General features: G+C 40.2%; 25 protein-coding genes. 5 read left to right on the top strand and 20 right to left on the bottom strand.

Features of this window, described 5'->3' with window-relative positions:
* Positions 1–41 precede the first annotated feature (41 nt).
* The 10 genes from ACR65F_RS17490 to ACR65F_RS17445 all read right to left on the bottom strand — a co-directional run bounded on the left by ACR65F_RS17490 (position 42) and on the right by ACR65F_RS17445 (position 7,806).
* Positions 42–263 (bottom strand): hypothetical protein, encoded by a 222-nt coding sequence (locus ACR65F_RS17490; protein ID WP_440505228.1) that lies wholly within the window; start codon positions 261–263, stop codon positions 42–44.
* Between the two features lie 101 nt (positions 264–364).
* Entirely contained in the window at positions 365–472 is a 108-nt protein-coding gene (locus ACR65F_RS17485) for a DUF3953 domain-containing protein (RefSeq protein ID WP_440505229.1), read from the bottom strand.
* Between the two features lie 528 nt (positions 473–1,000).
* Positions 1,001–1,354, bottom strand: coding sequence for a cupin (locus ACR65F_RS17480; protein WP_440505226.1), 354 nt, complete (start codon positions 1,352–1,354; stop codon positions 1,001–1,003).
* A 399-nt stretch (positions 1,355–1,753) separates the two neighbouring features.
* Positions 1,754–2,050, bottom strand: a complete 297-nt coding sequence (locus ACR65F_RS17475; protein WP_440505225.1) for a hypothetical protein — start codon at positions 2,048–2,050, stop codon at positions 1,754–1,756.
* 191 nt (positions 2,051–2,241) lie between these two features.
* Positions 2,242–2,781, bottom strand: coding sequence for a DUF1572 domain-containing protein (locus ACR65F_RS17470; RefSeq protein ID WP_440505223.1), 540 nt, complete (start codon positions 2,779–2,781; stop codon positions 2,242–2,244).
* A gap of 177 nt (positions 2,782–2,958) precedes the next feature.
* Positions 2,959–3,369, bottom strand: a complete 411-nt coding sequence (locus ACR65F_RS17465) for a DUF4181 domain-containing protein (RefSeq protein WP_440505222.1) — start codon at positions 3,367–3,369, stop codon at positions 2,959–2,961.
* A gap of 118 nt (positions 3,370–3,487) precedes the next feature.
* Positions 3,488–3,679, bottom strand: a complete 192-nt coding sequence (locus ACR65F_RS17460; protein WP_039042866.1) for a hypothetical protein — start codon at positions 3,677–3,679, stop codon at positions 3,488–3,490.
* A gap of 176 nt (positions 3,680–3,855) precedes the next feature.
* Positions 3,856–5,649 (bottom strand): glutamine--fructose-6-phosphate transaminase (isomerizing), encoded by a 1,794-nt coding sequence (gene glmS / locus ACR65F_RS17455; RefSeq protein ID WP_440505221.1) that lies wholly within the window; start codon positions 5,647–5,649, stop codon positions 3,856–3,858.
* A 488-nt stretch (positions 5,650–6,137) separates the two neighbouring features.
* A complete protein-coding gene (locus ACR65F_RS17450; protein ID WP_039042868.1) occupies positions 6,138–7,322 on the bottom strand; it encodes an NAD(P)/FAD-dependent oxidoreductase in 1,185 nt (394 codons plus the stop codon).
* Positions 7,323–7,356: 34 nt separating this feature from the next.
* A complete protein-coding gene (locus ACR65F_RS17445; protein ID WP_440505219.1) occupies positions 7,357–7,806 on the bottom strand; it encodes a helical membrane plugin domain-containing protein in 450 nt (149 codons plus the stop codon).
* Positions 7,807–8,049: 243 nt separating this feature from the next.
* Between ACR65F_RS17445 and ACR65F_RS17440 the strand changes: the two genes are divergently transcribed.
* From ACR65F_RS17440 to ACR65F_RS17430, 3 genes are all read left to right on the top strand, one after another.
* Positions 8,050–8,205, top strand: a complete 156-nt coding sequence (locus ACR65F_RS17440) for a DUF1540 domain-containing protein (RefSeq protein ID WP_081760197.1) — start codon at positions 8,050–8,052, stop codon at positions 8,203–8,205.
* 93 nt (positions 8,206–8,298) lie between these two features.
* Positions 8,299–8,733, top strand: coding sequence for a hypothetical protein (locus ACR65F_RS17435; RefSeq protein ID WP_440505218.1), 435 nt, complete (start codon positions 8,299–8,301; stop codon positions 8,731–8,733).
* Positions 8,733–9,011 (top strand): DUF2653 family protein, encoded by a 279-nt coding sequence (locus ACR65F_RS17430; RefSeq protein WP_440505216.1) that lies wholly within the window; start codon positions 8,733–8,735, stop codon positions 9,009–9,011. The genes ACR65F_RS17435 and ACR65F_RS17430 overlap by 1 nt, the downstream gene beginning before the upstream one ends.
* A gap of 45 nt (positions 9,012–9,056) precedes the next feature.
* On the opposite strand, the gene ACR65F_RS17425 is transcribed toward ACR65F_RS17430, so the two are convergent.
* The 4 genes from ACR65F_RS17425 to ACR65F_RS17410 all read right to left on the bottom strand — a co-directional run bounded on the left by ACR65F_RS17425 (position 9,057) and on the right by ACR65F_RS17410 (position 11,082).
* A complete protein-coding gene (locus tag ACR65F_RS17425; protein WP_440505215.1) occupies positions 9,057–9,659 on the bottom strand; it encodes a superoxide dismutase family protein in 603 nt (200 codons plus the stop codon).
* 129 nt (positions 9,660–9,788) lie between these two features.
* Positions 9,789–10,292 carry an antibiotic biosynthesis monooxygenase family protein gene (locus ACR65F_RS17420; RefSeq protein ID WP_039042872.1) on the bottom strand — a complete coding sequence of 168 codons (504 nt, stop codon included), beginning with the start codon at positions 10,290–10,292 and terminating at the stop codon, positions 9,789–9,791.
* Positions 10,293–10,383: 91 nt separating this feature from the next.
* Positions 10,384–10,563: a hypothetical protein gene (locus ACR65F_RS17415; RefSeq protein WP_039042873.1), complete on the bottom strand. Its 180-nt coding sequence runs from the start codon at positions 10,561–10,563 to the stop codon at positions 10,384–10,386.
* A gap of 216 nt (positions 10,564–10,779) precedes the next feature.
* Positions 10,780–11,082, bottom strand: coding sequence for a YunC family protein (locus tag ACR65F_RS17410; RefSeq protein ID WP_440505214.1), 303 nt, complete (start codon positions 11,080–11,082; stop codon positions 10,780–10,782).
* A gap of 99 nt (positions 11,083–11,181) precedes the next feature.
* Here ACR65F_RS17410 and ACR65F_RS17405 point away from each other — a divergent pair, with 99 nt between their 5' ends.
* Positions 11,182–11,334, top strand: coding sequence for a hypothetical protein (locus ACR65F_RS17405; RefSeq protein ID WP_156137949.1), 153 nt, complete (start codon positions 11,182–11,184; stop codon positions 11,332–11,334).
* 40 nt (positions 11,335–11,374) lie between these two features.
* On the opposite strand, the gene ACR65F_RS17400 is transcribed toward ACR65F_RS17405, so the two are convergent.
* A complete protein-coding gene (locus ACR65F_RS17400) occupies positions 11,375–12,232 on the bottom strand; it encodes a YitT family protein (RefSeq protein WP_039042875.1) in 858 nt (285 codons plus the stop codon).
* A 341-nt stretch (positions 12,233–12,573) separates the two neighbouring features.
* Here ACR65F_RS17400 and ACR65F_RS17395 point away from each other — a divergent pair, with 341 nt between their 5' ends.
* Positions 12,574–13,563 (top strand): LCP family protein, encoded by a 990-nt coding sequence (locus tag ACR65F_RS17395; protein WP_052245851.1) that lies wholly within the window; start codon positions 12,574–12,576, stop codon positions 13,561–13,563.
* Positions 13,564–13,611: 48 nt separating this feature from the next.
* Here the strand turns inward: ACR65F_RS17395 and ACR65F_RS17390 are convergent, their stop codons facing one another.
* From ACR65F_RS17390 to ACR65F_RS17370, 5 genes are all read right to left on the bottom strand, one after another.
* Positions 13,612–14,097, bottom strand: a complete 486-nt coding sequence (locus tag ACR65F_RS17390; RefSeq protein ID WP_440505212.1) for a cupin domain-containing protein — start codon at positions 14,095–14,097, stop codon at positions 13,612–13,614.
* On the bottom strand, positions 14,094–14,867 hold the full coding sequence (locus ACR65F_RS17385) for a hypothetical protein (protein ID WP_440505211.1): 774 nt from the start codon (positions 14,865–14,867) through the stop codon (positions 14,094–14,096). Before ACR65F_RS17385 ends, ACR65F_RS17390 begins: the two co-directional genes overlap by 4 nt.
* A gap of 21 nt (positions 14,868–14,888) precedes the next feature.
* Positions 14,889–18,704, bottom strand: coding sequence for a DEAD/DEAH box helicase (locus ACR65F_RS17380; RefSeq protein ID WP_440505210.1), 3,816 nt, complete (start codon positions 18,702–18,704; stop codon positions 14,889–14,891).
* A 126-nt stretch (positions 18,705–18,830) separates the two neighbouring features.
* A complete protein-coding gene (locus tag ACR65F_RS17375; RefSeq protein WP_039042879.1) occupies positions 18,831–19,190 on the bottom strand; it encodes a hypothetical protein in 360 nt (119 codons plus the stop codon).
* A 223-nt stretch (positions 19,191–19,413) separates the two neighbouring features.
* A complete protein-coding gene (locus ACR65F_RS17370; RefSeq protein WP_440505209.1) occupies positions 19,414–19,887 on the bottom strand; it encodes an ASCH domain-containing protein in 474 nt (157 codons plus the stop codon).
* Between the last annotated feature and the right edge of the window lie 526 nt (positions 19,888–20,413).

Below are 20,413 nucleotides of genomic sequence, written 5' to 3'. Positions count from 1 at the left end.
CCCTTTAGAATTCAGAGCTCAAGCCGCTTAACGATTTTTTATTATTTCCACTGTCTACTTGACAGGGAGCAGTTCATTATTTTCATTACACCCTTTTCTCTTTTGAGAAAAGCGATAAAACTAAAGATAATACCAAGTATTAAAAAGATATATCCGACTAGAACAACAGATTCAATTATTTCATATGTCATCCAATTAACCACAAATGCCACTAATCCTAAAACCATAAAAACAATTGACCATGTACTAAAAGGTCTTTTCAAGTAAAGAAACCTCCTTTTGATAACCGCTCATTTCTTTTTGGCTCATTTGCGATATAGACGAGATCGCTTTTAACGCAAACGTCCCCATTTGTGGTAATAAGTCAAATAGTATAGATTGAAACGAAAAAAATAAATGTAGAAGCAAATATGATCATAATGGCATTCGTCTTTTGCTTTTTGCGGAACTCAGAAATCCCCAAACGAAGCATGAACAACCCCAACGCAAACATCGTGTAAGGCATTAGCGAAAAGTCTTTAGTGATTAGGCTATAACCCGATAAAGTGATTACAACTATTGCTAGGGTAAAGTTTATTATCTTAAGCACGATAAACCTCCATTTCATCTTACGCCATGCAACAAAGTGGCTCTATTACTGAAAAGGGTGCAATTCTTCTTCGAGAAATGCCCCCCAATTCTGGAAATAAGCTTTTTGTCTTCATTTATCCATTCACAGTTTTTTTGCCATAACTTCTTTCTACAATGTAAAAAGCTAAAAAAGTTATGAGAATCACAAATGGTGTTGTACTATACGCTATTATCTCAAAATACGGTAATAATAAAGATAGGAGTATAATTATCGTTGCTACTATTCGAACGGTAATAGGGTTTTTAGGTTGATTTTTATTATGCAGAACATTCCCACCCTTTTCTTGGTATATCTCTAATCATCTGGTCTGAAAATAGATACAGGTTACAAAATCCTTGTTACAGAATCGCCCCGAATGGTGAAGAAACCCTATTTTTGTAAAGACATTAATGATGAAATATCTAACTTTTCGCTTTGTATTACAAGTGCCGTTAAGCCAGTATCGGTTTTGGTTTCGTGCCATTCATCCTTCTCCCAAAAAACCGCTTCACCACTTTGCACTTTTACAAATTCATTTGATTCCCCTCTAACAAAACCTCCACCATTTACAATCAAAAGAAGCTGAGGTACAACAGCTTGATGGAAACCAATTACTCCGTTCTCCTCTAAGTGCATACATCCAATATTTGCTTTCTGAGTAAGGGCAATACGTGTCAATATAAAATCCGAACTGAATTGTGTGACCTTTTTGCCCATTTCTTTTTTAAATTGATAAATTTCCATAGGATCACCCCGACTGTTCAATAATATTTCTTCATGCTTTAATAGCCTATACATTTTCATTATTAAACTTTTAATATCCCTAGAAAAAACCAAGCCATTCTAAACTTACCGGCCGGTTTCAGGCACGATGATTCTTCTACAACTGCACCCGATAATAGAGATAGATTTTTGAAAGGATTACTGATTTTCAATAAACTCCCGCTCTATCTCTACAACTTATTTATTCTTATCTAAGAATAAGAAATCGTCAGCCTATTTGAATGCACAAATATATTACTTTTCTGCTATAAATACATACCTGTCTTCCACCAGCCAATCGTCAGATCCGATCGATTTTGTCTTCAATCCTGTCAAGCTGTCGTGTTAGTGTTGCTTCAATCCTTGAACTGCTGCAATTCGTCAGTCCACAGTGAATGATTCTTCCTGTCCATCCCACCTGATGGTAATAAGAATCTTGTCATCTTTCTCGATAGCGGTCTCGCCAGTTTCTTGCCCTTTAAGCGAAAATGTCTTATTTTCGGGAAGGTCGGGAAAACGCTGCTCTGTGCTCGCGCCTATTAAATCTGTTTCATAGCCATATTCCAATGTATTCACACCTTCCAACTCCTTGGACTTCCCTTTGAATGTCACCCTCAACTCATAGTCCGTATAGGAAAGGGCCTCTGTACTCTTCTTTTTGAAAGGATGAGTCATCACGAATGTCCCCTCCCAATGATCACTTTCCCCCTTCAGTTTAACAATGCTCTGATCGTTGCAAGCACTGAGGATTCCAATCAAAACGAACAGCAAAGTGATGCATGGTAGCCATCTTTTCACAAAGTCATCTCCCGTATTTTTAGTAAGGTTAGGTCCTGCAAAGCCCTCATTTCCAGAACAAGTGTCTAATATTACTTAGACTGATGTTTTTTTAACTTCTGTTGTAAGTAATCATCTGATTTTCCTTTTGGGATGCTAAGGGTTTCCCAGTTTTCATCTTTTAATTGCTTCCCAATATAAACCATCTGACCAACGTGATAAGCATAATGAGCCAGTTGCCTTTCGATTGCTTCTAGCACAGTGTGCTTCTCACCACGAATGGTAATATTTTTCAATAAGTCTTGGTTTTCTAACCCATTCAGTGTATCAAGAAGAATAATCCAGCCTTTTTCCCAAATAGTTATCATCTCTTGTCTTGAGGAAATGTCATCTTCAAATTCCTGATCACGATTTCTAGATGCCTTTTCTCCATCCGTAGTTAAAAAGTCTGACCATCTGGAAATCATATTTCCACTTACGTGTTTTGCAATAATCGCAATACTATTTGAAGACTCGTTTAATCGCCAGTGTATATCTTCCTCAGATAATTGGCTTATTGTTTTATCTCCCAACTCTTTAACATTTTCAAATCTTTCTTTCACAATCTTCAAGTATTCACTTCCAAAATCCACAAAAACACTCCCGTCCGTTCTGAATTTCAGCCCTTTTCTCGAACAACTTATTTTCAATAATGTGTATCATTCTTACTTAAAAATCTAGCCAGTGTGATGGATAATCCTTATTTTAGATGATCCAATATTTATTCAAGGTTGAGGTCGGTTAGTGTTATTACCTAAAATAAAATACTTTCAGAAGTAATATTTTATCCAGAAGAATACACCCACTAAGGTAATTAAAGTTAAACCAAGTTGGATTAGAGAAACCTTAAAATTTCTCCTGTTTTCCGAAAACTTCCATTCTATAAATGCCTGGACACTGATTTGACTTAATACGAAAACTGCAAGAATAATAGATATTAAAAGAGGCTTTGTATAAAAAAATATTGCACTCACTATTAAAGAAATCATATAAACTATACGCAATGTCCAATCGATTTTTTTATGGAACTTATTTATATGATTATAAGAAAACCACTTCTTTTTATCAGCTCTCATTTTATAACGAAACACAGCTGGAATAATGCCTACTAGGAGAATAATAATTAATATTATTATAATAAATTCTGTCCAGAATCCTGGTGGCATTCCATAGTTCTCCATTCATAGTCACCTCCGATTTTGACTTTCTTTATCTCTTATAATAATTTTCCCGTTTAATATAATGGCAACTTTGAATCGCAACCCGTTTTCCACAACTGAGCCAGTTGATGTAACTAAGTTAATTTAAAAAATCATTTTTATTTTCTTTATTCTTCCAAACAATAAAAAGTAATATTCCCGGCAGAACAATAGACGCGATACCGAGACTATCGACAAACCACTGACTAAATCCAAATATCATTGCACAGATGATATAAGCAATCCATGTAAGTACCACTAGTGCTAATAAACCTGGTCGTTCTCTGCCCATAACATACACCACTTCTCTAAGTTAAAACTGGCCGGAATACCGTATAAACTTGAATCCTAAAAAGGCGTACTCCCTAACCAATCAATCACAGCTTTTCTAAATACAAATAAAAAACCTCTTTAGACAATTCTATCCAAAGAGGTTAATTTATGCAATTCTATTTAATTTAAATTTTCTTACTCCACGGTAACACTTTTCGCCAAATTCCGCGGCTTATCCACGTCACATCCCCGCTGCAATGATGCATAATAGCTCAACAATTGAAGCGGAATAACTGTTACTAGTGGTGTCAATAGCTCATGGACATGAGGCAAGATGAGTCGATCTCCTGGTTCACTTTCACCTTCCATCGAGATGATGCAGGCGTGTGCGCCACGGGCTGTGACTTCTTTTACATTACCTCGTAAATTAGGGCTGACAGTTGCTTGAGTCGCAAGTGCGATGACCGGAGTCCCTTCTTCAATCAATGCGATTGTTCCGTGCTTCAGTTCTCCTCCTGCAAATCCTTCTGCTTGGATATAGGAGATCTCTTTCAGCTTTAGCGCACCTTCTAAGCTCACATAATAGTCGAGATTACGTCCGATGAAAAAGGCGTTACGCTTATCGGTTAATAGCTCTATAGCGATTTTTTCAATCTCTTCTTTAGCATCCGTTAACGTTTGAATCGCGTTAGCTGCAATTGCTAACTCTTTTTTCAAGTCCAGCTTCCGCGAACCTCCGCCTAATGAATAAGCTGTGATCGCAAGCACTGCGAGTTGAGCCGTATACGCTTTAGTCGATGCCACAGCGATTTCTGGTCCTGCATGCAACAACAACGTATGGTCCGCTTCACGCGATAACGTAGAGCCCGGCACATTGGTCATTGTGATTGATGGATATCCTAGTGCTTTCACTTTTACAAGCACTTGTCGACTATCTGCAGTTTCGCCAGATTGTGTAATAAACAAGAACAATGGCTTTTTAGAAAGAAGTGGCATATTATAGCCAAACTCACTAGAAATGTGGACTTCAACCGGTAAACCAGCTAGTTTTTCAAAGTATTCTTTTCCTATTAAGCCCGCATGGTAGCTTGTTCCTGCTGCGATAATATAAAGACGGTCTGCATGTTGAAATGCTTGCTTAATATACGGGTCAATATCCAAAGCGCCCTCTTCCGTGCTGTAAGCATCGATGATTTTACGCATCACACCTGGCTGCTCATCGATTTCCTTTAACATATAATGAGGATATGTCCCTTTTTCAATATCACTCATATCGAGTTCCGCTGTATAAGGAGCCCGCTCGATTTTATCGCCATCAAGAGTTTCGATTACAATGCCATCTTTCCCAAGCAAAACAACTTCACCGTCATGTAACTCGATGAACTGATCAGTCACTTGAAGCATCGCCATGGCGTCAGATGCCACCACATTGCACTCTTCACTTATTCCAACTAATAATGGACTGCGATTTTTCGCAACAAAGATCGTATCCGGATCTTGTTCGTCTAACATCGCAATCGCATACGAACCACGCAACAACGATAACGCTTTACGGAACGCTTCGTCTGTTGTCATTCCCGTGTTTGCAAAGAACTCAATCAGTTGGACAATGACTTCCGTATCCGTATCAGAAACGAACTGGATATCTTGCAAGTATTCACGAGTCAGTTTTTCATAGTTTTCAATGACACCATTATGGACAAGTGTAAAACGTCCAGATGCACTTTTATGTGGATGTGAGTTTTTCTGATCTGGTACACCATGAGTCGCCCAGCGCGTATGGCCGATCCCGACGTGTGCATCGATTTCTTCCGTTACTGCGTCTCTTAAATCCGCAATACGTCCTTTTTCCTTGAACATTTGCACGCCTTTAGAAGTCTGGAATGCAATCCCTGCAGAGTCATATCCTCTGTATTCGAGCTTCTCCAGCCCTTTCAATAAAATCTCTGCTGCTTGGTTCTTTCCGTTATAGCCTACAATTCCGCACATAATTGTTCCTCCGCATCAGGCAGCCCGGAGTCAAAACTGTATAGGTCGTTCAGGCAGTTCTGCCCGGACTGGCCATTAAATTTGTATGATACCTGCTACATCCCTGTTGTGTCACCGAGTTACCTCTGTGTTTTAGGAACTGCATGTGATCGGGTATCTGCGATCAGGAGGCATCCGCCGAATGTTCGATGAACCTCCACCTCGTCTGCCGAGAATCTGTGCGATTTCCTCGGCGCTGGCGCTTTAATTGGTTTCCAATACTTTACGTGCATACAACTCTCCTTTTTTGCACGGACTAAATTGCCGTCATTGCTAACTATAGCGAATCTAGTTTTCTTCTGTCAAATGACGAATCGTTCTGACTATTAGCAAACAACTTAGTAAGAATATAGTATACAACTCGAATCATAATCGTTCCTTAAATAATAAAAAAGACAGTCACAGAACTCAGTATGCACTGAAGTTCTGTGACTGTCCTCTAGTATTTCTTAGTAAGCGAGACCGAATAGTCCCTTGATGTGAGTCAAGTATCGGATGTTACTTGCTTCTTTCATCAATGAAGCTGGCATTCCCTTAAGGGAAGTATTGTTTCCACCGATTGATGCAACTGCATCTTTACGGCCAAGGCTAGCAAGTGTACCAGAATTTACTGGGTTGAACACTTCCATAGACTTGCCTGTAAGCATCGCGTACACGTTGTATCCAACAAGTTCGCCCATCTGCCAAGCGTTTTGAGCAGTTGGTGCGTATGGACGTGCTCCCTCTTCTGCAGGGAAAGCAACAGCGCTGTCACCGACAACAAATACATCAGGGTGAGATTTAGATTGAAGGAATTCGTTTACTGTTGCACGACCACGGTCGACTTCAATACCAGATTCTCCAACGAGTGGATTACCAGTAACGCCACCTGTCCAAACGAATGTATTCGCTTTAATGACACGGCCGTCTTTCAGTGAAATTTCGTTACCTTCAACATTTGTGACAGGTAGTCCGATTAAGAACTCAACGCCACGTTTTGCAAGACTTTCAGTTGCACGCTCGATCAAGTGATCAGGTAGTACTGGAAGGATTTTCGGACCAGCTTCAACAAGCATAATCTTCAAATCAGCAGGGTTTACACCGTGCTCACGTGCAATTTTAGGCATGTTGTCTACGATTTCACCAACAAGCTCAACGCCTGTTAAACCGCCGCCACCGATCATGATTGTCGCATCAGCTTCGTCGCGAGAAGTTGCATACGCTTTGATGCGGTCGACGATGTGTTTAAAGATTTTGTTCGCTTCACTAGCGGATTTAAGAACCATACTATTTTCTTCAAGTCCTGGAATTCCGAAGTACGCTGTTTTACTACCAAGTGCAACAACTAGTGCATCATAAGTAAGTGTCTCTCCGCCCGCCAAGTTCACTTTTTTCGTATTCACGTCAAAGTTCTCAACAGTAGCGATTTTCAATTCTACTCCTTTACCAGCAAGTAGTTTTTCAAGAGGTAGTGCAACCGCACCTTCGCTAGTCGTACCTCCAGCTAATCGGTGAAGCTCTGTAATAATTTGGTGAGTTGGTGTTTGGTTAACAAGTGTGATAGTTGCATCACTTTCTGACAAGAAGTTACGAGCATTCAGCGCTGTCAAAAGACCGCCATAACCTGCTCCTAAAATAACGATGTGTTTGGTCATTGTCTAGTCCCCTTCTACTAATAGTTAGTTCAAATTATTTTGTATGGTTGCGTTGTCCAGCAATTTCAAGGTAAGCGCTCAAGAAACGGAAAACACGTTGAGCTTCAGGATCTTTGATCATCTTCATAAGACCAAACAAACCGATTGTCTCTGTATTTTTTGATGCAAGATCTTTTGCTTCGATGACAGTCGCTGCCATATTTTTCGCAGAATCTTTTACAGGACCTACGATTTCTTTCATGAATTCAGTTGTATCGTTAACCAATACTTCGTCTGTTGCAACTGCTTTGGCAACATCATAGGATTTTGTCATTAAGTCAACAAGCTCCGTTAGTTGTGGAAGTTTTTCGACAAGAGTTGTCAAAGATTCTTGAACTTCTGGTTTAAGCAACTGGTCTAGAATATCTTGTTTTTGATTGGAAGGTAGCTGTGTGCCTTCTGTAGCAACGTTTGCTGCTTCTTCAGGATTGAGCGGCGTAGTCATGTGCAAATCCCCTTTTTTAGTTTAATGTATTTTGTTCTGAAGCTAGGAAAACTATGTGCTGAATAATACGTAATTTTTTTACAAATCCGCATGTCATAATCTCCTAATCAGATTACCATCAAGTCACTATACGCCTCTTTTTCATATACTTCAAGTTTTTAGTTTGGCATTTAATTAATATTTATTTACTTTGTATAGTGGCGTATGTCTTGCACATCCTATACAAAAAAGGAGGTGCTCGGAATGGGACAGCGGATTCGATGTGAAGTGAATAATTGTAAGTTTTGGTCTGAGGGAAACAAGTGTGAAGCCGACGAAATTTATGTTGTCAGCAAGAAAGGCAATCATGCAAAGTCCAGCAGTGAAACAGACTGTAAAACGTTCGTTCCTCAATTGTAATGAGTGAACCATTTTAACTTTGAATCATTCTATTGTACAATGGTGAAGAGGATTGAGATCAATCCATTACTTCATCGGAGGTTTTACTAGTTCATGAAAAAAATTGCAGCAGCGTTTTTAGCACTCACGCTCATTCTTTCACCGATTGGAACGATCGTGTTTAATGATCATTCACCATCTGCAGAAGCGAAAGGCTACAAATCAGGCAAAAAAGGATTTTCACCTAACCAAAACAATTTCAACAAACCAGCAGTCGATAAGAAGGACAATACTTCCTTCACTAAAAACAACGGATCACAAGCAGCAAAACCAAAATCTGGAGGGCTGATGAAAGGCCTTATGCTTGGTGGTTTAGCAGGACTTCTATTCGGAGGTTTGTTTGCCAACATGGGTATGCTTGGTTCGATTTTAGGCTTACTCGTTAATGTCTTTGCGATCATCGCTATTATCGGCGTTATCCGAATGGCTTATCTGTATTTCAAGAAAAAGAAACAGGATAAAGATGACATGCACCGGTGGCAGAACTGATGATTGAGGAACAAGACATCATTAATGCTATTTGCCTGCATCAGGCAAAAAACAAATCCGTTACACCAGAGCAAGTAGAAGTTGAACTGTTCTATGATGATGACGAAGGTTTTTATGCAGAAGCTTCTGTCAACGGGATGACCGTCAACATGAATACATTCGACATGACCCAAGCACTTAGGTTATGGATTGAAGAACAACTTCACCAAGATCCTTACGCTACGGGTATTAAATTCCTACTAGATGATGAGCGGGGAATTATCGCCTCTCTCATGTAACTCTAAAAAATGGACAACCTGATTTCTAGGTTGTCCATTTTTTTGTTACTTAATAACGCCACATGCAATACGTTCCCCTGAATCTCCGGACGGTTGAGTTTCACCGTCATCTTCCCCGGCGTGAATCACGAGTGCTGTACCCGTATCTTTCAACAAAGAATTAGGTTCATCAGTTCCCAAAGTCACATTTTCAGCCGTGAATTCATCATCTACAATCCCATCTTCTCCTACTTCCAAATTAGGCAGATCACCTGCATGTGGTCCTCCTTCCATTTCAAGTCCATGATTCTTTTCATCCGGATTAAAGTGGCCACCTGCAGATTCGAAATCAGGTGCTTCACAAACACCCGTCTCGTGGAAATGGAGTCCATGTTTTCCTTCTGGTAGTCCTTCCGCCTTTACATGCACATTGATACCCTCTTCAGTCTCTTCCAATTCTGCAGTTCCAGTAGTTTGACCATCCGCATCTTTCAAATCTACTAGAACAGTGAATGGTTCCGGTTGCATGTCATCCGCAGTTTCAGTAGCTTCATTATTCTTTTCAACATCTTTTCCTGCAATCGCCTGTTCTGAATCATCTTCAGCACCACATGCTGCCAGACCAATCATAAGAGCCAATGATGGCAAGATTGTGATTTTCTTCTTCAATTTAACCCCTCCTCAGTTCAACCTATAGTGTTCTCTTTCACTTGCCTATCATTTTTAAACATTTATAACTTGCAAAACTAAAAAACCGGTTTCCCATTATGAAATAGGAAACCGGTTCTGTCTGTTCATTCAGTCTACTTTTTGGTATGTTGTCACAAACGATGGACGAGAGAATATATTTGGTTTTTTGTCAATACCTTCGTCTGTCCCACGCTTATTGTGTGCATTCGCGTAAGCTTGAGAATTTTGCCACGCTTTGAATGACGCCTCATCTTCCCACTTTGTCAAAATGACGTACGTATCGCTTTCTAATGGACGAAGTACTCGAATTGCAGAAAACCCTTCAGTATCTTCTATCTGCCTAGCGCGGCCCATGAATCGTTGTTCAAAAAGTTCTCTTCCTTCTGTAGTGACAGGAATGTTATTGAAAACTGCATAGTTTCCATTGATAATTTCACCTGAAGCATCGAGTACTGTATAAGAATCTGCTTCAGCGAACCCTGCAGTACCGTCGTTTTCTTGGATAAGTACAGCTTCGTTTCCAAGTTCCATCAGAACAAGTTGTTCTGCTGTTAAACTTTCTTTAATTGCCTTTAACTCTGTTACATCTCCGTAAGTTACATGAATATTCATATGCTGTCCCCTATCTGATTGAATGAAAAGTTGCATTTTAAAAGAGCAAAGCCGGCAGAAATCACCTGCCGGCTACATTCAGATCATTTGTTCAATGCCATGCTTGTCTCCTGCGTTCTTTGACTGCGATGATGGCTGATGAGCCTGCTAAAATCGTAATTACCAGAAGCCCCACGATCAGACCGTCCGTGAAAACTCCAGTGAAATTACGTGCTGCAAGAGCTGCTAGTGTAACGCCACAAACAATTGCAGCGAAAATGATTTTTTTCATAGCACTCACCTTTCCCATGCGCAAAAACCATTCGCTGTTGACCGCATGGCGATTATGTAGTTATTGAGATTGTTTCTCATTTTCATCATAAAACATCAGATAGGGAATCGCAACAATAATCCCCGATTTCAAACAAACTTATTGAGGTAATGTGTCAAAAACAAAACAAGAATCTCAATGAAACCCAGAGATTCTTGTTTCGTTTTCTTTTTCACACTAAATCATCTTCAACAATGCTTGTTCTCCGGTCATTCCTGCCGTAATACCCCATTCTTCCGCTTCAAGCGTCACTGATTCCAGCGGTGCCGCAAGTAACTCGTCAATTGTTTTCACACCAGTGGCGCGCCCCGCTACAATACGGCGATCTGACAGCAACTTGTTCAACAATCCAACGTCAAGTGCGCCACACATGATATACCCGTTCTCGTTTGAAACTGTCAGCAAAGTAGTTTTCGGAAGCAAAACGGAGACAGCTGTAAAACTATGCCCTTCAATTTGTACAGAAGTAACGGTTACCAACCCATCCTCCCCTTTCACTCTATAAGTATGGCGTCCACCTTCAAGCGGTGACTAAAAGCATCCATTACTACACATACTTTTTAAAAAGGAGGTTTGCAAATGGCGAAACGCAATATAGATGGTGAAAAGAAGTCAAAACCCCCTACGTTACCGGGACGTGAAGAATTCTCAGCTGATTATTCTACATACGGTGAAAAACGTGAGGCACTAAAAGAACTTTATAGAAAGTCTGAGCGGGGTAAGAGCAAGTAAAAAAACACCCTGCTGTGCTTCATAGCAGGGTGTTCCAACCTTAGGTGATCGACTGACCTTCGCGACGGAAGAAACCAAAAATGCCTACAGTCTGAACGATATTTGCAAAAGCATGTGGATCGACTTCATTAATTATTTTTTCCAAATCGTACAGTTCATATCGTGTTATGACTAAGTACATCATATTCTTTTCTTCTTTCGTATATCCACCTTTAGCAGGCAAGATTGTAATTCCTCTCACCATCTGGTTATGAATGGCCTCCTGCAGCTCGTCTGCTTTACGAGTTACAATCATGGCTGTCACTTTCTCATGACGTGTATGGATCGCATCAATTACTGCAGTGGATACATAAAGGGCGACCATCGTATATAGCGCATTTTCCGGTTCGTATAAAAATCCAGCTGCCACAATAATGATCCCGTTCAGTAATAAGAAATAGGTTCCAATCGGCTTATCTTGTAAACGGGACAATACCATTGCAACGATATCCATTCCTCCTGTAGAAGCTCCCAGTTTCAGGGAAATCCCGACGCCAACCCCTCCGATAACTCCGCCAAATACAGCATTGAGGATAATATCATCAGATAACGACATTACAGGAAGAACCCCCATAAAAATCGTTGTGAAAATTACAGAAACGATACTGTAAATGGTAAAGCCTTTCCCTACTTTAAACCATCCCAGTATGAAAACCGGAACGTTCAATACTAAGAGGAGCACCCCTGTAGAGACAGTTATTCCTGCAAAATCAGAAAGAACACTTGAGAGTAGTTGGGCAATCCCTGCAAAACCACTTGCGTAAACGTTCGCGTTAATCAGAAATAAGTTCAATGATACCGCTAATAATAACGCACCTAAAATAACGGTAACGATTCGTTTAGCTTCAATAAAAAACATCACACATCTCCTTTCAACTATAGCCATAATTTTTTTTAGTGAATTAGAGAAACAAAAAAAGTCCTGTCAGACGGAGAAGACAAGGACAATCCGTCACACCTTTACTATAAAGGTGAGTCAACCATCTATTCAAATGCTATTATAACTAGCATACCCTCTCTATGCAATCACAATCCATACTTTCGACAGGTAGTTAACTATTGCAAAAAATCGAGTTACGTCGTATGCTTCATTAGTTAGAGACTAATAAATGATTTGAGAAAACATTTCTTGTAGAGATGCGTCCTACTTATCAAGCAACAAACCGCATATTTGCGGAACCAACTACAGGTGGTGGCACTATGAACCGTTCTGAACGCAGAACTCGTAAAAAAAAGAAAAAAATCTGGGTGATTCTACTCCTATTATTCCTCCTTATCGGTGGTGCGGCCTATTTTTTGATTGATCAGTTTAAAGCTGGACAATCCCTCGCAGGCGAAAAACCTAATAAAGGTGAAGAAGATATATTTAACGCTCCTGAACCACAATATGGGGAGATCAATATTTTACTATTAGGATCAGATGCTCGTCCAAATGACGATGAAGGACGTTCTGATTCACTGATGATTGGACACTATAATCAGGACACGAAAGAATTGAAAACAGTCTCCGTCATGCGTGATATTTACGTCGATATCCCCGGGCACGGTAAACATAAAATGAATGCAGCTTACTCATTGGGTGGCCCAGAGCTTGTTCGTCAAACGATCAAAGAGAACTTAGGGATAGACATTCATTATTATGCAGAAGTCAATTTCGATGGTTTCCCTAAGATGGTCGATGTTATTGCTCCCGATGGAATTGAAGTCGATATCCCCTATAAAATGTCTCACGGCATTAACATGACGCTAGAACCCGGCGTTCAACGTCTTAACGGGAATGAATTGTTAGGTTATGTACGATTCCGGCATGATAGCAAAAGTGATTTCGGGCGTGTGGATCGACAGCAAGAAGCTCTAGCCAAGTTAAAAACCGAAGCTTCAAGTCTACACAGTATACTAAGTCTTCCTAAGTTACTTGGAATGGCCGACAGTTACGTACACACAAACCTAGATAAGAAAACTATGATTTCAATCGGCAAAGGGTTGTTGAGCAACAAAGAATCCGGGATAGAATCCATGCGTTTGCCAATTGACGGGTCTTATGAAGATCAACGGATTCCAGGTGTCGGGGCAGTCCTAGCTATAGACTTTGATGAAAACACGCAAGCACTCAAAGACTTTTTATCAGCTGATTCTGGTGCTTCCGTTACATCTGACAAGCCTGTAGAGGTCAAAACAGATAGTGAATAAGCTAATATATTGTAAAAGACGTTCAGCCACATTCGGCTGAACGTCTTTTTATGGTGTCATCTTTTTAATAATCTCTGTATGTTGAGGAAACTGTTCTACCAACTCTTCTTCCGTGAACAATTTGAAATCCTCAAAATCAAATCCAGGCGATACCATACATCCCACGAGGGCATAGTCTCCACTTTCAATCATAGATGAACCAAATACAGCCCCCGCAGGAACGAGGATTTGCGGTTGCTCTCCTTTTTCCAGGTCCAATCCTAGTTTCACTGATGAATACTCTCCATCAGTTGAAATCATATGGACGGTTAAAGCATTTCCATCGTGATAATACCAAAGTTCGTCTGACTGGAGCTGATGAAAATGAGAAATTTCCCCATCCGCTAACATGAAGTAAATACTTGTATAAAGCGGTCTGGTTCCCGTGGGTGTTTCAATCTTGCTTCCAGCTGCAAAAGAGCTAGCGAAGCTGCCACCTTCCGGATGGGTTTCTAACTTCAACTGTTTTGTCCAATACGCTGCATTACGTTTCATGTATGATATTCCTCCTCTTTAGTTAAGTAACGGTCACGCCAACTTGAACGCTCATTGGTATGCACAAGTTGTTCCAACGTTTCATCCCACTGTTCCGTAAACGTATTCCAAATTCTCGCATATAAGGCATCCTGATTTGTATTGTAGATGTGAAATTCGAAACAAGGTATTTGAAACTGCTCGATTTTTTCAACTTTCAATACTTGTTCCACGACTCGTTGTCGTTCCGTAGTATTGTCCTGTTCTACTAATGCAGCAAGCTCCGACTGCAAGGAATCAGTAGAAATGTCACTTGTAGCCCATTTACTTGGATCCTTTTCATATCGGAAGGGATCAAGATTTTCTTGAAGAGGTTGAGATTTCTCTACATCCAGGAATTCGTTGTGAAGTGGACTTACTACAAGGACCGACTCTTCCGCTTCCGTTTCATGAAGGAGCATTCCGGTAGTCAATTGGGAAACTCCTAATTCTGTAATTGACCAGATGCCTTTATTCACTACAAGTCCTGCACCTTTCATAATGGAAAGAAGATCTTCAACAAATAATAATTCAACACCTAACAATTGGGCAAGTTCATCTGGACGTTCTATGCTAAGTTGTTGCACAGACATCAACATCATTTTCATCAAAACATCCATTTTGGTTTTCGTTACGGTAGTGTAAGAAACAAGCACTTTGTGTGCTGTGAATCCCCACGATTGGTCATCTAGAACTTTACAATCCAATGATTGTTGCAATTCTTTTTGCAGTTGTTTTTTCAACTCTTCCAATTTGAGTTTCCCCTCCCGTCGTTAGGTAACGGATTCAGTAATGGATCGGATACCACCTTGCCTGCTGATTTCGTCGTATAGATGTTGGTACATATCACGAGTCATTTTCGATTTAGGTTTGTTGATGAACATGTCAGAACTCCCGACAATCATCAGCAGTTCTTTCGCTCGAGAGAGTGCGACATTGAGACGTCTATAGTCCTTCGCAAAACCAATCTCACCACTCGCCTCCCCATGATTCCGAACAAAACTAACTATGATGATGTCCATTTCCATCCCTTGGAATTTATCGACGGAACCCGTTCGGAACGTCAAATGCTCTGTTTGTAGTTCCTCTTGAATAAGCTGATTGATGCGTTTAACTTGCTCCCCGTAGAAGCTGATTACGCCCACTTGTTTCTTCGTATTTACTGGAATTTTGCCTTCTTCAATCGCTGTTGCCGTAGCCTGATCCAAGTTTTTTATCATGTCACGAATGGCTGACAGTTCACTTTCATTGTAGCGGCTTGTACCACCTTTTGGCTTCGCTTCATAGTAATCAGGTGAATTAGGTTGATCAATCCAAAGTAGATGATCTTCAGGTCCAATAATATCTGTTTTAAGATGATGTGCTCGTGCCGCATCAGAATCAGGAAGGCCACAAAGGAGCTCATAGCCGTTTTCATTGTAGAACGGCGTGATCGACTTCATGATGCGTTCGTGCATTCTGTACTGAATACCTAACATCGTCTTATTTTGCTTCGGCAACGTTCTGAACAACCGTTCAAATAGAGATTCTTTCAAAAGACGCTCCATATCTTTTTTCTGTTCATCATCAGGCATTTCTTCTAAGAACTCTTCCATCGTTTCTTGTCCAACAAGTGGTGGGAGCTGATGATGATCACCTACGAGCACGATTTTTTTCCCTTTTAGCATCGGGAGTAACAATTCAGGTGGGGTTGCTTTTGAAACTTCGTCAATAATGACTAAATCGAATACCGGATATTCTTCTACAAATTCTTTACGAGCGGAAGCGACACACGTAGTGCCGATCACATTTGCGTGTTTGACATATAATTTCCGGATTTCGTCCAAATCATAAGGGCTTGCTTCTGTAAGCATCTGATGCCACATTTTTTGAACAGATTGGATGGCTGGAACGTTCGCTAATTGCTTAGTAACCAACTCTAATTGTTGTTCCACTTCTTTTTCAGCTTGCGCATTCTCAGTCAAAAGTGGAGCTGGGTCATTTAATAAAGATTGTGTAAGCTTCCCTTCCTGCGTCTGCCTCTCACCAATAGTAACGTTGAGTTCATTCAGTTGCTCATATTGTTCAATTTCTAGGTTTGAGTATGATTGGAGGGCAGCTCGAATTGTCTCCCTTTGTTCAAGAGCTTTTTCAAGACCTTGCTTTGTTACTTCCAAGGATTTCTCTGCTTCCAGAGTGTCTTTTATAGTTTTGGATATAGCTTCATGTGAAATTTCAACCTCACTAAGAACCGTAGCTATCGCTTCAGGTGACGAAGTTTCATCACTCAGATATTGGACCTCTGACAGTTGCCCGTTTAACTGGTCAAAACGACCTTGCAGTTGCTTATGTTTAGCCGTTAATGTTGAAAGGTTCTCATTAAAGACTTCTGTTACTTTCTTTTTAATGTCTTCAAACAACGAAGTCGTGGATTGTGCTTCTATAAGAAACGCAGAAATGAAATTCTTGCGATCATGCAGTAACCCCACCGCTTTTGTTAAGTTTTCCAGACAATCATAGGATTCCACTGAAAAGGACGTTGTGCTTAAAATCTTTTTCACATTGGGCTGAACTAAATAACGTCCAACCCGACTAACTGTTTCTTGGATTGACTGCAGAGAATGGCGATTCCTGAATCCTTTTGGAATGCGTATACGATTATGAAATTGATGCTCTTCCAGGATTTTTGTTACGGTAGTAATTGCTTTATCAACTCGGGCAACCGTATCAGACCACGCTGTAAAGCTCTCTTCTCCTCCCACTTCTTGAATTCGATCAATTTGACGTATCAGCTCGGTCATCTTGTGATCTAGTTGTGGAGGCGGAACAAACTCAACTTCGTCCAAAAGATCTTTCAAATCGTTCAACTTTCCTACTGTCGTCATTTTAATAAGAGCTTTTTGATAAGATTCAATTCGTGCTAATGTATGGTCAATTGAAGTCTGCAACTCATTTACTTGTGCAACCATTTCAGTTAACGATTGACTCGTTTTGAGTAAGTCAATTCGCTCTTTTAGTTGTTTGCGTTCACTTTCAAGTTCACTCAGCATAGGCTTTCCTTCAGATACCCCAGTCGTTAACGTATCTAATCGAATAATTTCATGCTTGGCTTCTTCTAACTTGCCCTCAGATGATTTCTTCGTAGCTTCATTTTTTTCAATTGCAAGTTGTAATTCCTTTTTTTTGAGCTGTACTTCTTTTATTTCCTGTTGAATTGTACGAAGTTGTTCTTTATCATCATTCCATCGCTGCTGTTGCTCTAGTAACTCAACTCTTCGCTCAATCAGCGTTTTGTTTTTCTGATCTAATGTTTCTTCCTCTAAACGTAGGTTGGATTCAAGCTTACTATGTTGTTCTAGCTGGGACTCCATCGCTTCTAACGTTTGAGTACGCCAATGCTCCGCTACATTTTCTTCAATGAATTTGCGGCCTTCTTCTTCAATACTTTCCGTCCTACCGTACCTCAAAATCCGGATGTCTTGGTTGTTGAGTAGCCTTCCTAATGCATTATCTACTGCTAGATTTGCTTGAGAGGCGACGAGTGTACGCAAACCTGCTTTTACAGCCTGATTACAAATTTCTGAAATAACCGTGGTCTTTCCTGTTCCAGGAGGTCCTTGGATGACATACAAGTCACTCGCATTCATCGCTCCGTTAACTGCTTCCTGTTGGAACTCATTCAGAGAGGTTTCGAACTCAAGGGGCTCCCTGCGATTCGTTATTTTTACAACTGGACGTTCTTCAAATAAGATTTTTTCCAGGTTCGCATTCGCGGCTAGTCCGTCTTGCAAATCCTTGAATCCTCTTCTTAGCCTTCTTACTTGGCTTAGTTCTGCAAAGTTACTGAAAACGATCGACTCGAAATCTTTTCCTTGAAAACCGGTTTTACGCGCATTTTGGATGGCGCTGTTCTTCAGTTCCACGTCAATGCGATTAGTTTTCTTATCCGCATTGACGACATTCCCCAGATCATAAGCCACGCCTGCAAACTTTGCAGAAAATCCTGTGATGGTTCTCCAGGCTTTACCTGACAGACCATCGATTCGGATAGAGGCTTGTCGGAAATCTTCACTCAATGTGACTGATTTTACACGGGCGTGAATATCTTCAACATCCGCATTCTTTTCCATGATCCGCAAGTAGCCTTCCCAGCCACCAATTCGTTTTTTCACATATTCCGAACGTTCTTCTGCAATCGGAAGCTCACGTAAAAGTGTCGCAAAATCGATGGGCAACGAAATCCCAGAGCTCTTTCCTAACTTGAATTTCATTGTTGCTCGCAGACGTCGATTCGTCGCTACAGGTTCCCGCTTGCCACGCACATGAAATCCAGTCGCAAGGAACCCATCATTTTTCACGATGCATTCAAGCACAGGAACACGGCCGTCCAGTAATTCTTTCAGTTTTACATTCTCCTCAGGGTCAAAGAAAAAGGAAAACGCTTGGCTTCCTTGCTGATTTTCAGGTCTTTTTTCGATATGTACATAGAATGATTTTTGCATAGCAAAAAAAGAATGTTCGTCTTTGGCGATTTTTTCAATCCCATTACGAGCACTCGTTGTCATAGTCAATTCACATTTTACCGTCTCTTCAAAGGTATGTCGGTTCATGGCCTTCACTTCTTTCGGTCCGTAAAAAAAGGTCAGCCATTCGTAAATGGCTGAACCTGATCTTATTAATCATCTACTATCCATTATAAACGAAAACGACAGTTGCCGCGAGTGCGAAAAGACATGTTACGAAGGTTCATTTTCATCTTGGATGGAGTCTTGTTTCATTCCAAAGTTGGATTTAGTTTTTTCCATCTCTTGCAAGGTGATGACTTCCCGGGTAAATGACTCCAGTGAATCGAGTTGAATATTGAGCTGTTCCAATTCACCGCTGTCGTAAAAAGGGTCTTCCCAATAAATTGCATTCTTATTTGATGAAGCAAGTAAGCGGATCATTTGCATGTTGACTCCACCAGCAGTGTCTTCATCCGAAACAATCGCCTCTTCAGGTGTGTAGTCGGATTGGTTCACATACAACATCTTCAAATCTCCTTGCATTTGAGACGCCTGTTTCACAAATTCTTCTAGGGATGCTGGATGATTCATAACGCCACCTCCTTCAGGTACTAGTGTGTGTATTCCCTTTCAGGTAGGGGTTGTAAACAAGATGTTTTTAAAGTGTAACCCGAACATTTCAACGAGACAAAATACAAATTTAATGATGGAAGAGACCTCTAATTCACTTATGGAGTATCTGTCGTTTTAACGCCTTTATTACAGCACCCTTAGACCGATAAAGTTGTATACGGGTAGTATGGAAAATAAATTCTCATAACAAATCTTTGTTAACTGTCACGACTTCAAACGTTTGACAAACCAGTAATAAATCTGGAGTAAAAGTCAGTCCATGCTGACTTAACTCCCAGGTGAAAAATTTAACATGCTCACGATACCAATAATCATAGCTTAAATCACCTTCACCCTCAGATCTTGCAAAATCTCTTGTTACTTCATTCATTTTCACAAAATCAATCTTGGTATATTTTATAATTGCTAACGGATTATTGTCTCCATCCAAAACAATATCGTACTGACCTTCTTTTGGTATTTCTTCGCCTTCCAGTTCGTATATACAATGAGCAGCACACGTTCCAGTTTTCATGCCACTAACAACTAAACTCCCCAATTCATCTCCCATTTCTTTGGAACCATCTCCAAACATCCATGCTTCCGGAACGCTCATGTTTAACATATTTTCACGAGTGTAGCTATGCCAAAATTCTTCTACCTTATTAACTGACATTAATCACTTACCCCCTCAGTAGTTAAATACGATGAATTTAGCATGCACTCTATTATCTGTCAATATTTCACAAGAGCAAGTAAACTAGTGGTGTATGCTTGATTATTTTTCATACGAAAGTTAAATATAGTGTTCTGTTTTGTTAACTCTACATTTATTTCATAATTTTTTAATAAATCCATTTTCAAGTTGAAATTGGTGATCGAGACTTTTAGTATGTATGACCTTCAGTTATACTCCTAACTTGTTGAAGAAGTGTCCTCAATATCAAAGGTGAAGACGTTTATATTCTCCTAGGGCGAAAAATCAGAGTCCTCATTAGCATTCGTTGGTTTAATACGAATTGGGGAACGGTATCTTTCATTTCGCTAAAAATTTAATTTGAATTCCAGCATCAAATACAACAACAGACTAAATTATTACGCACACACTTTATATATTTAAAAAAGTGGCTTGTCAACATTAAATCGGACAATTTTTATAAGGTCCCTAATCGGTACTCAATAGGCGTTAGATAATCCAGCGT

It is taken from the genome of Sporosarcina sp. SAFN-010 (genome assembly GCF_059415065.1).
Note: the sequence above shows the minus strand (reverse complement) of the source record. Positions and strands in the feature narration are given on the sequence as shown.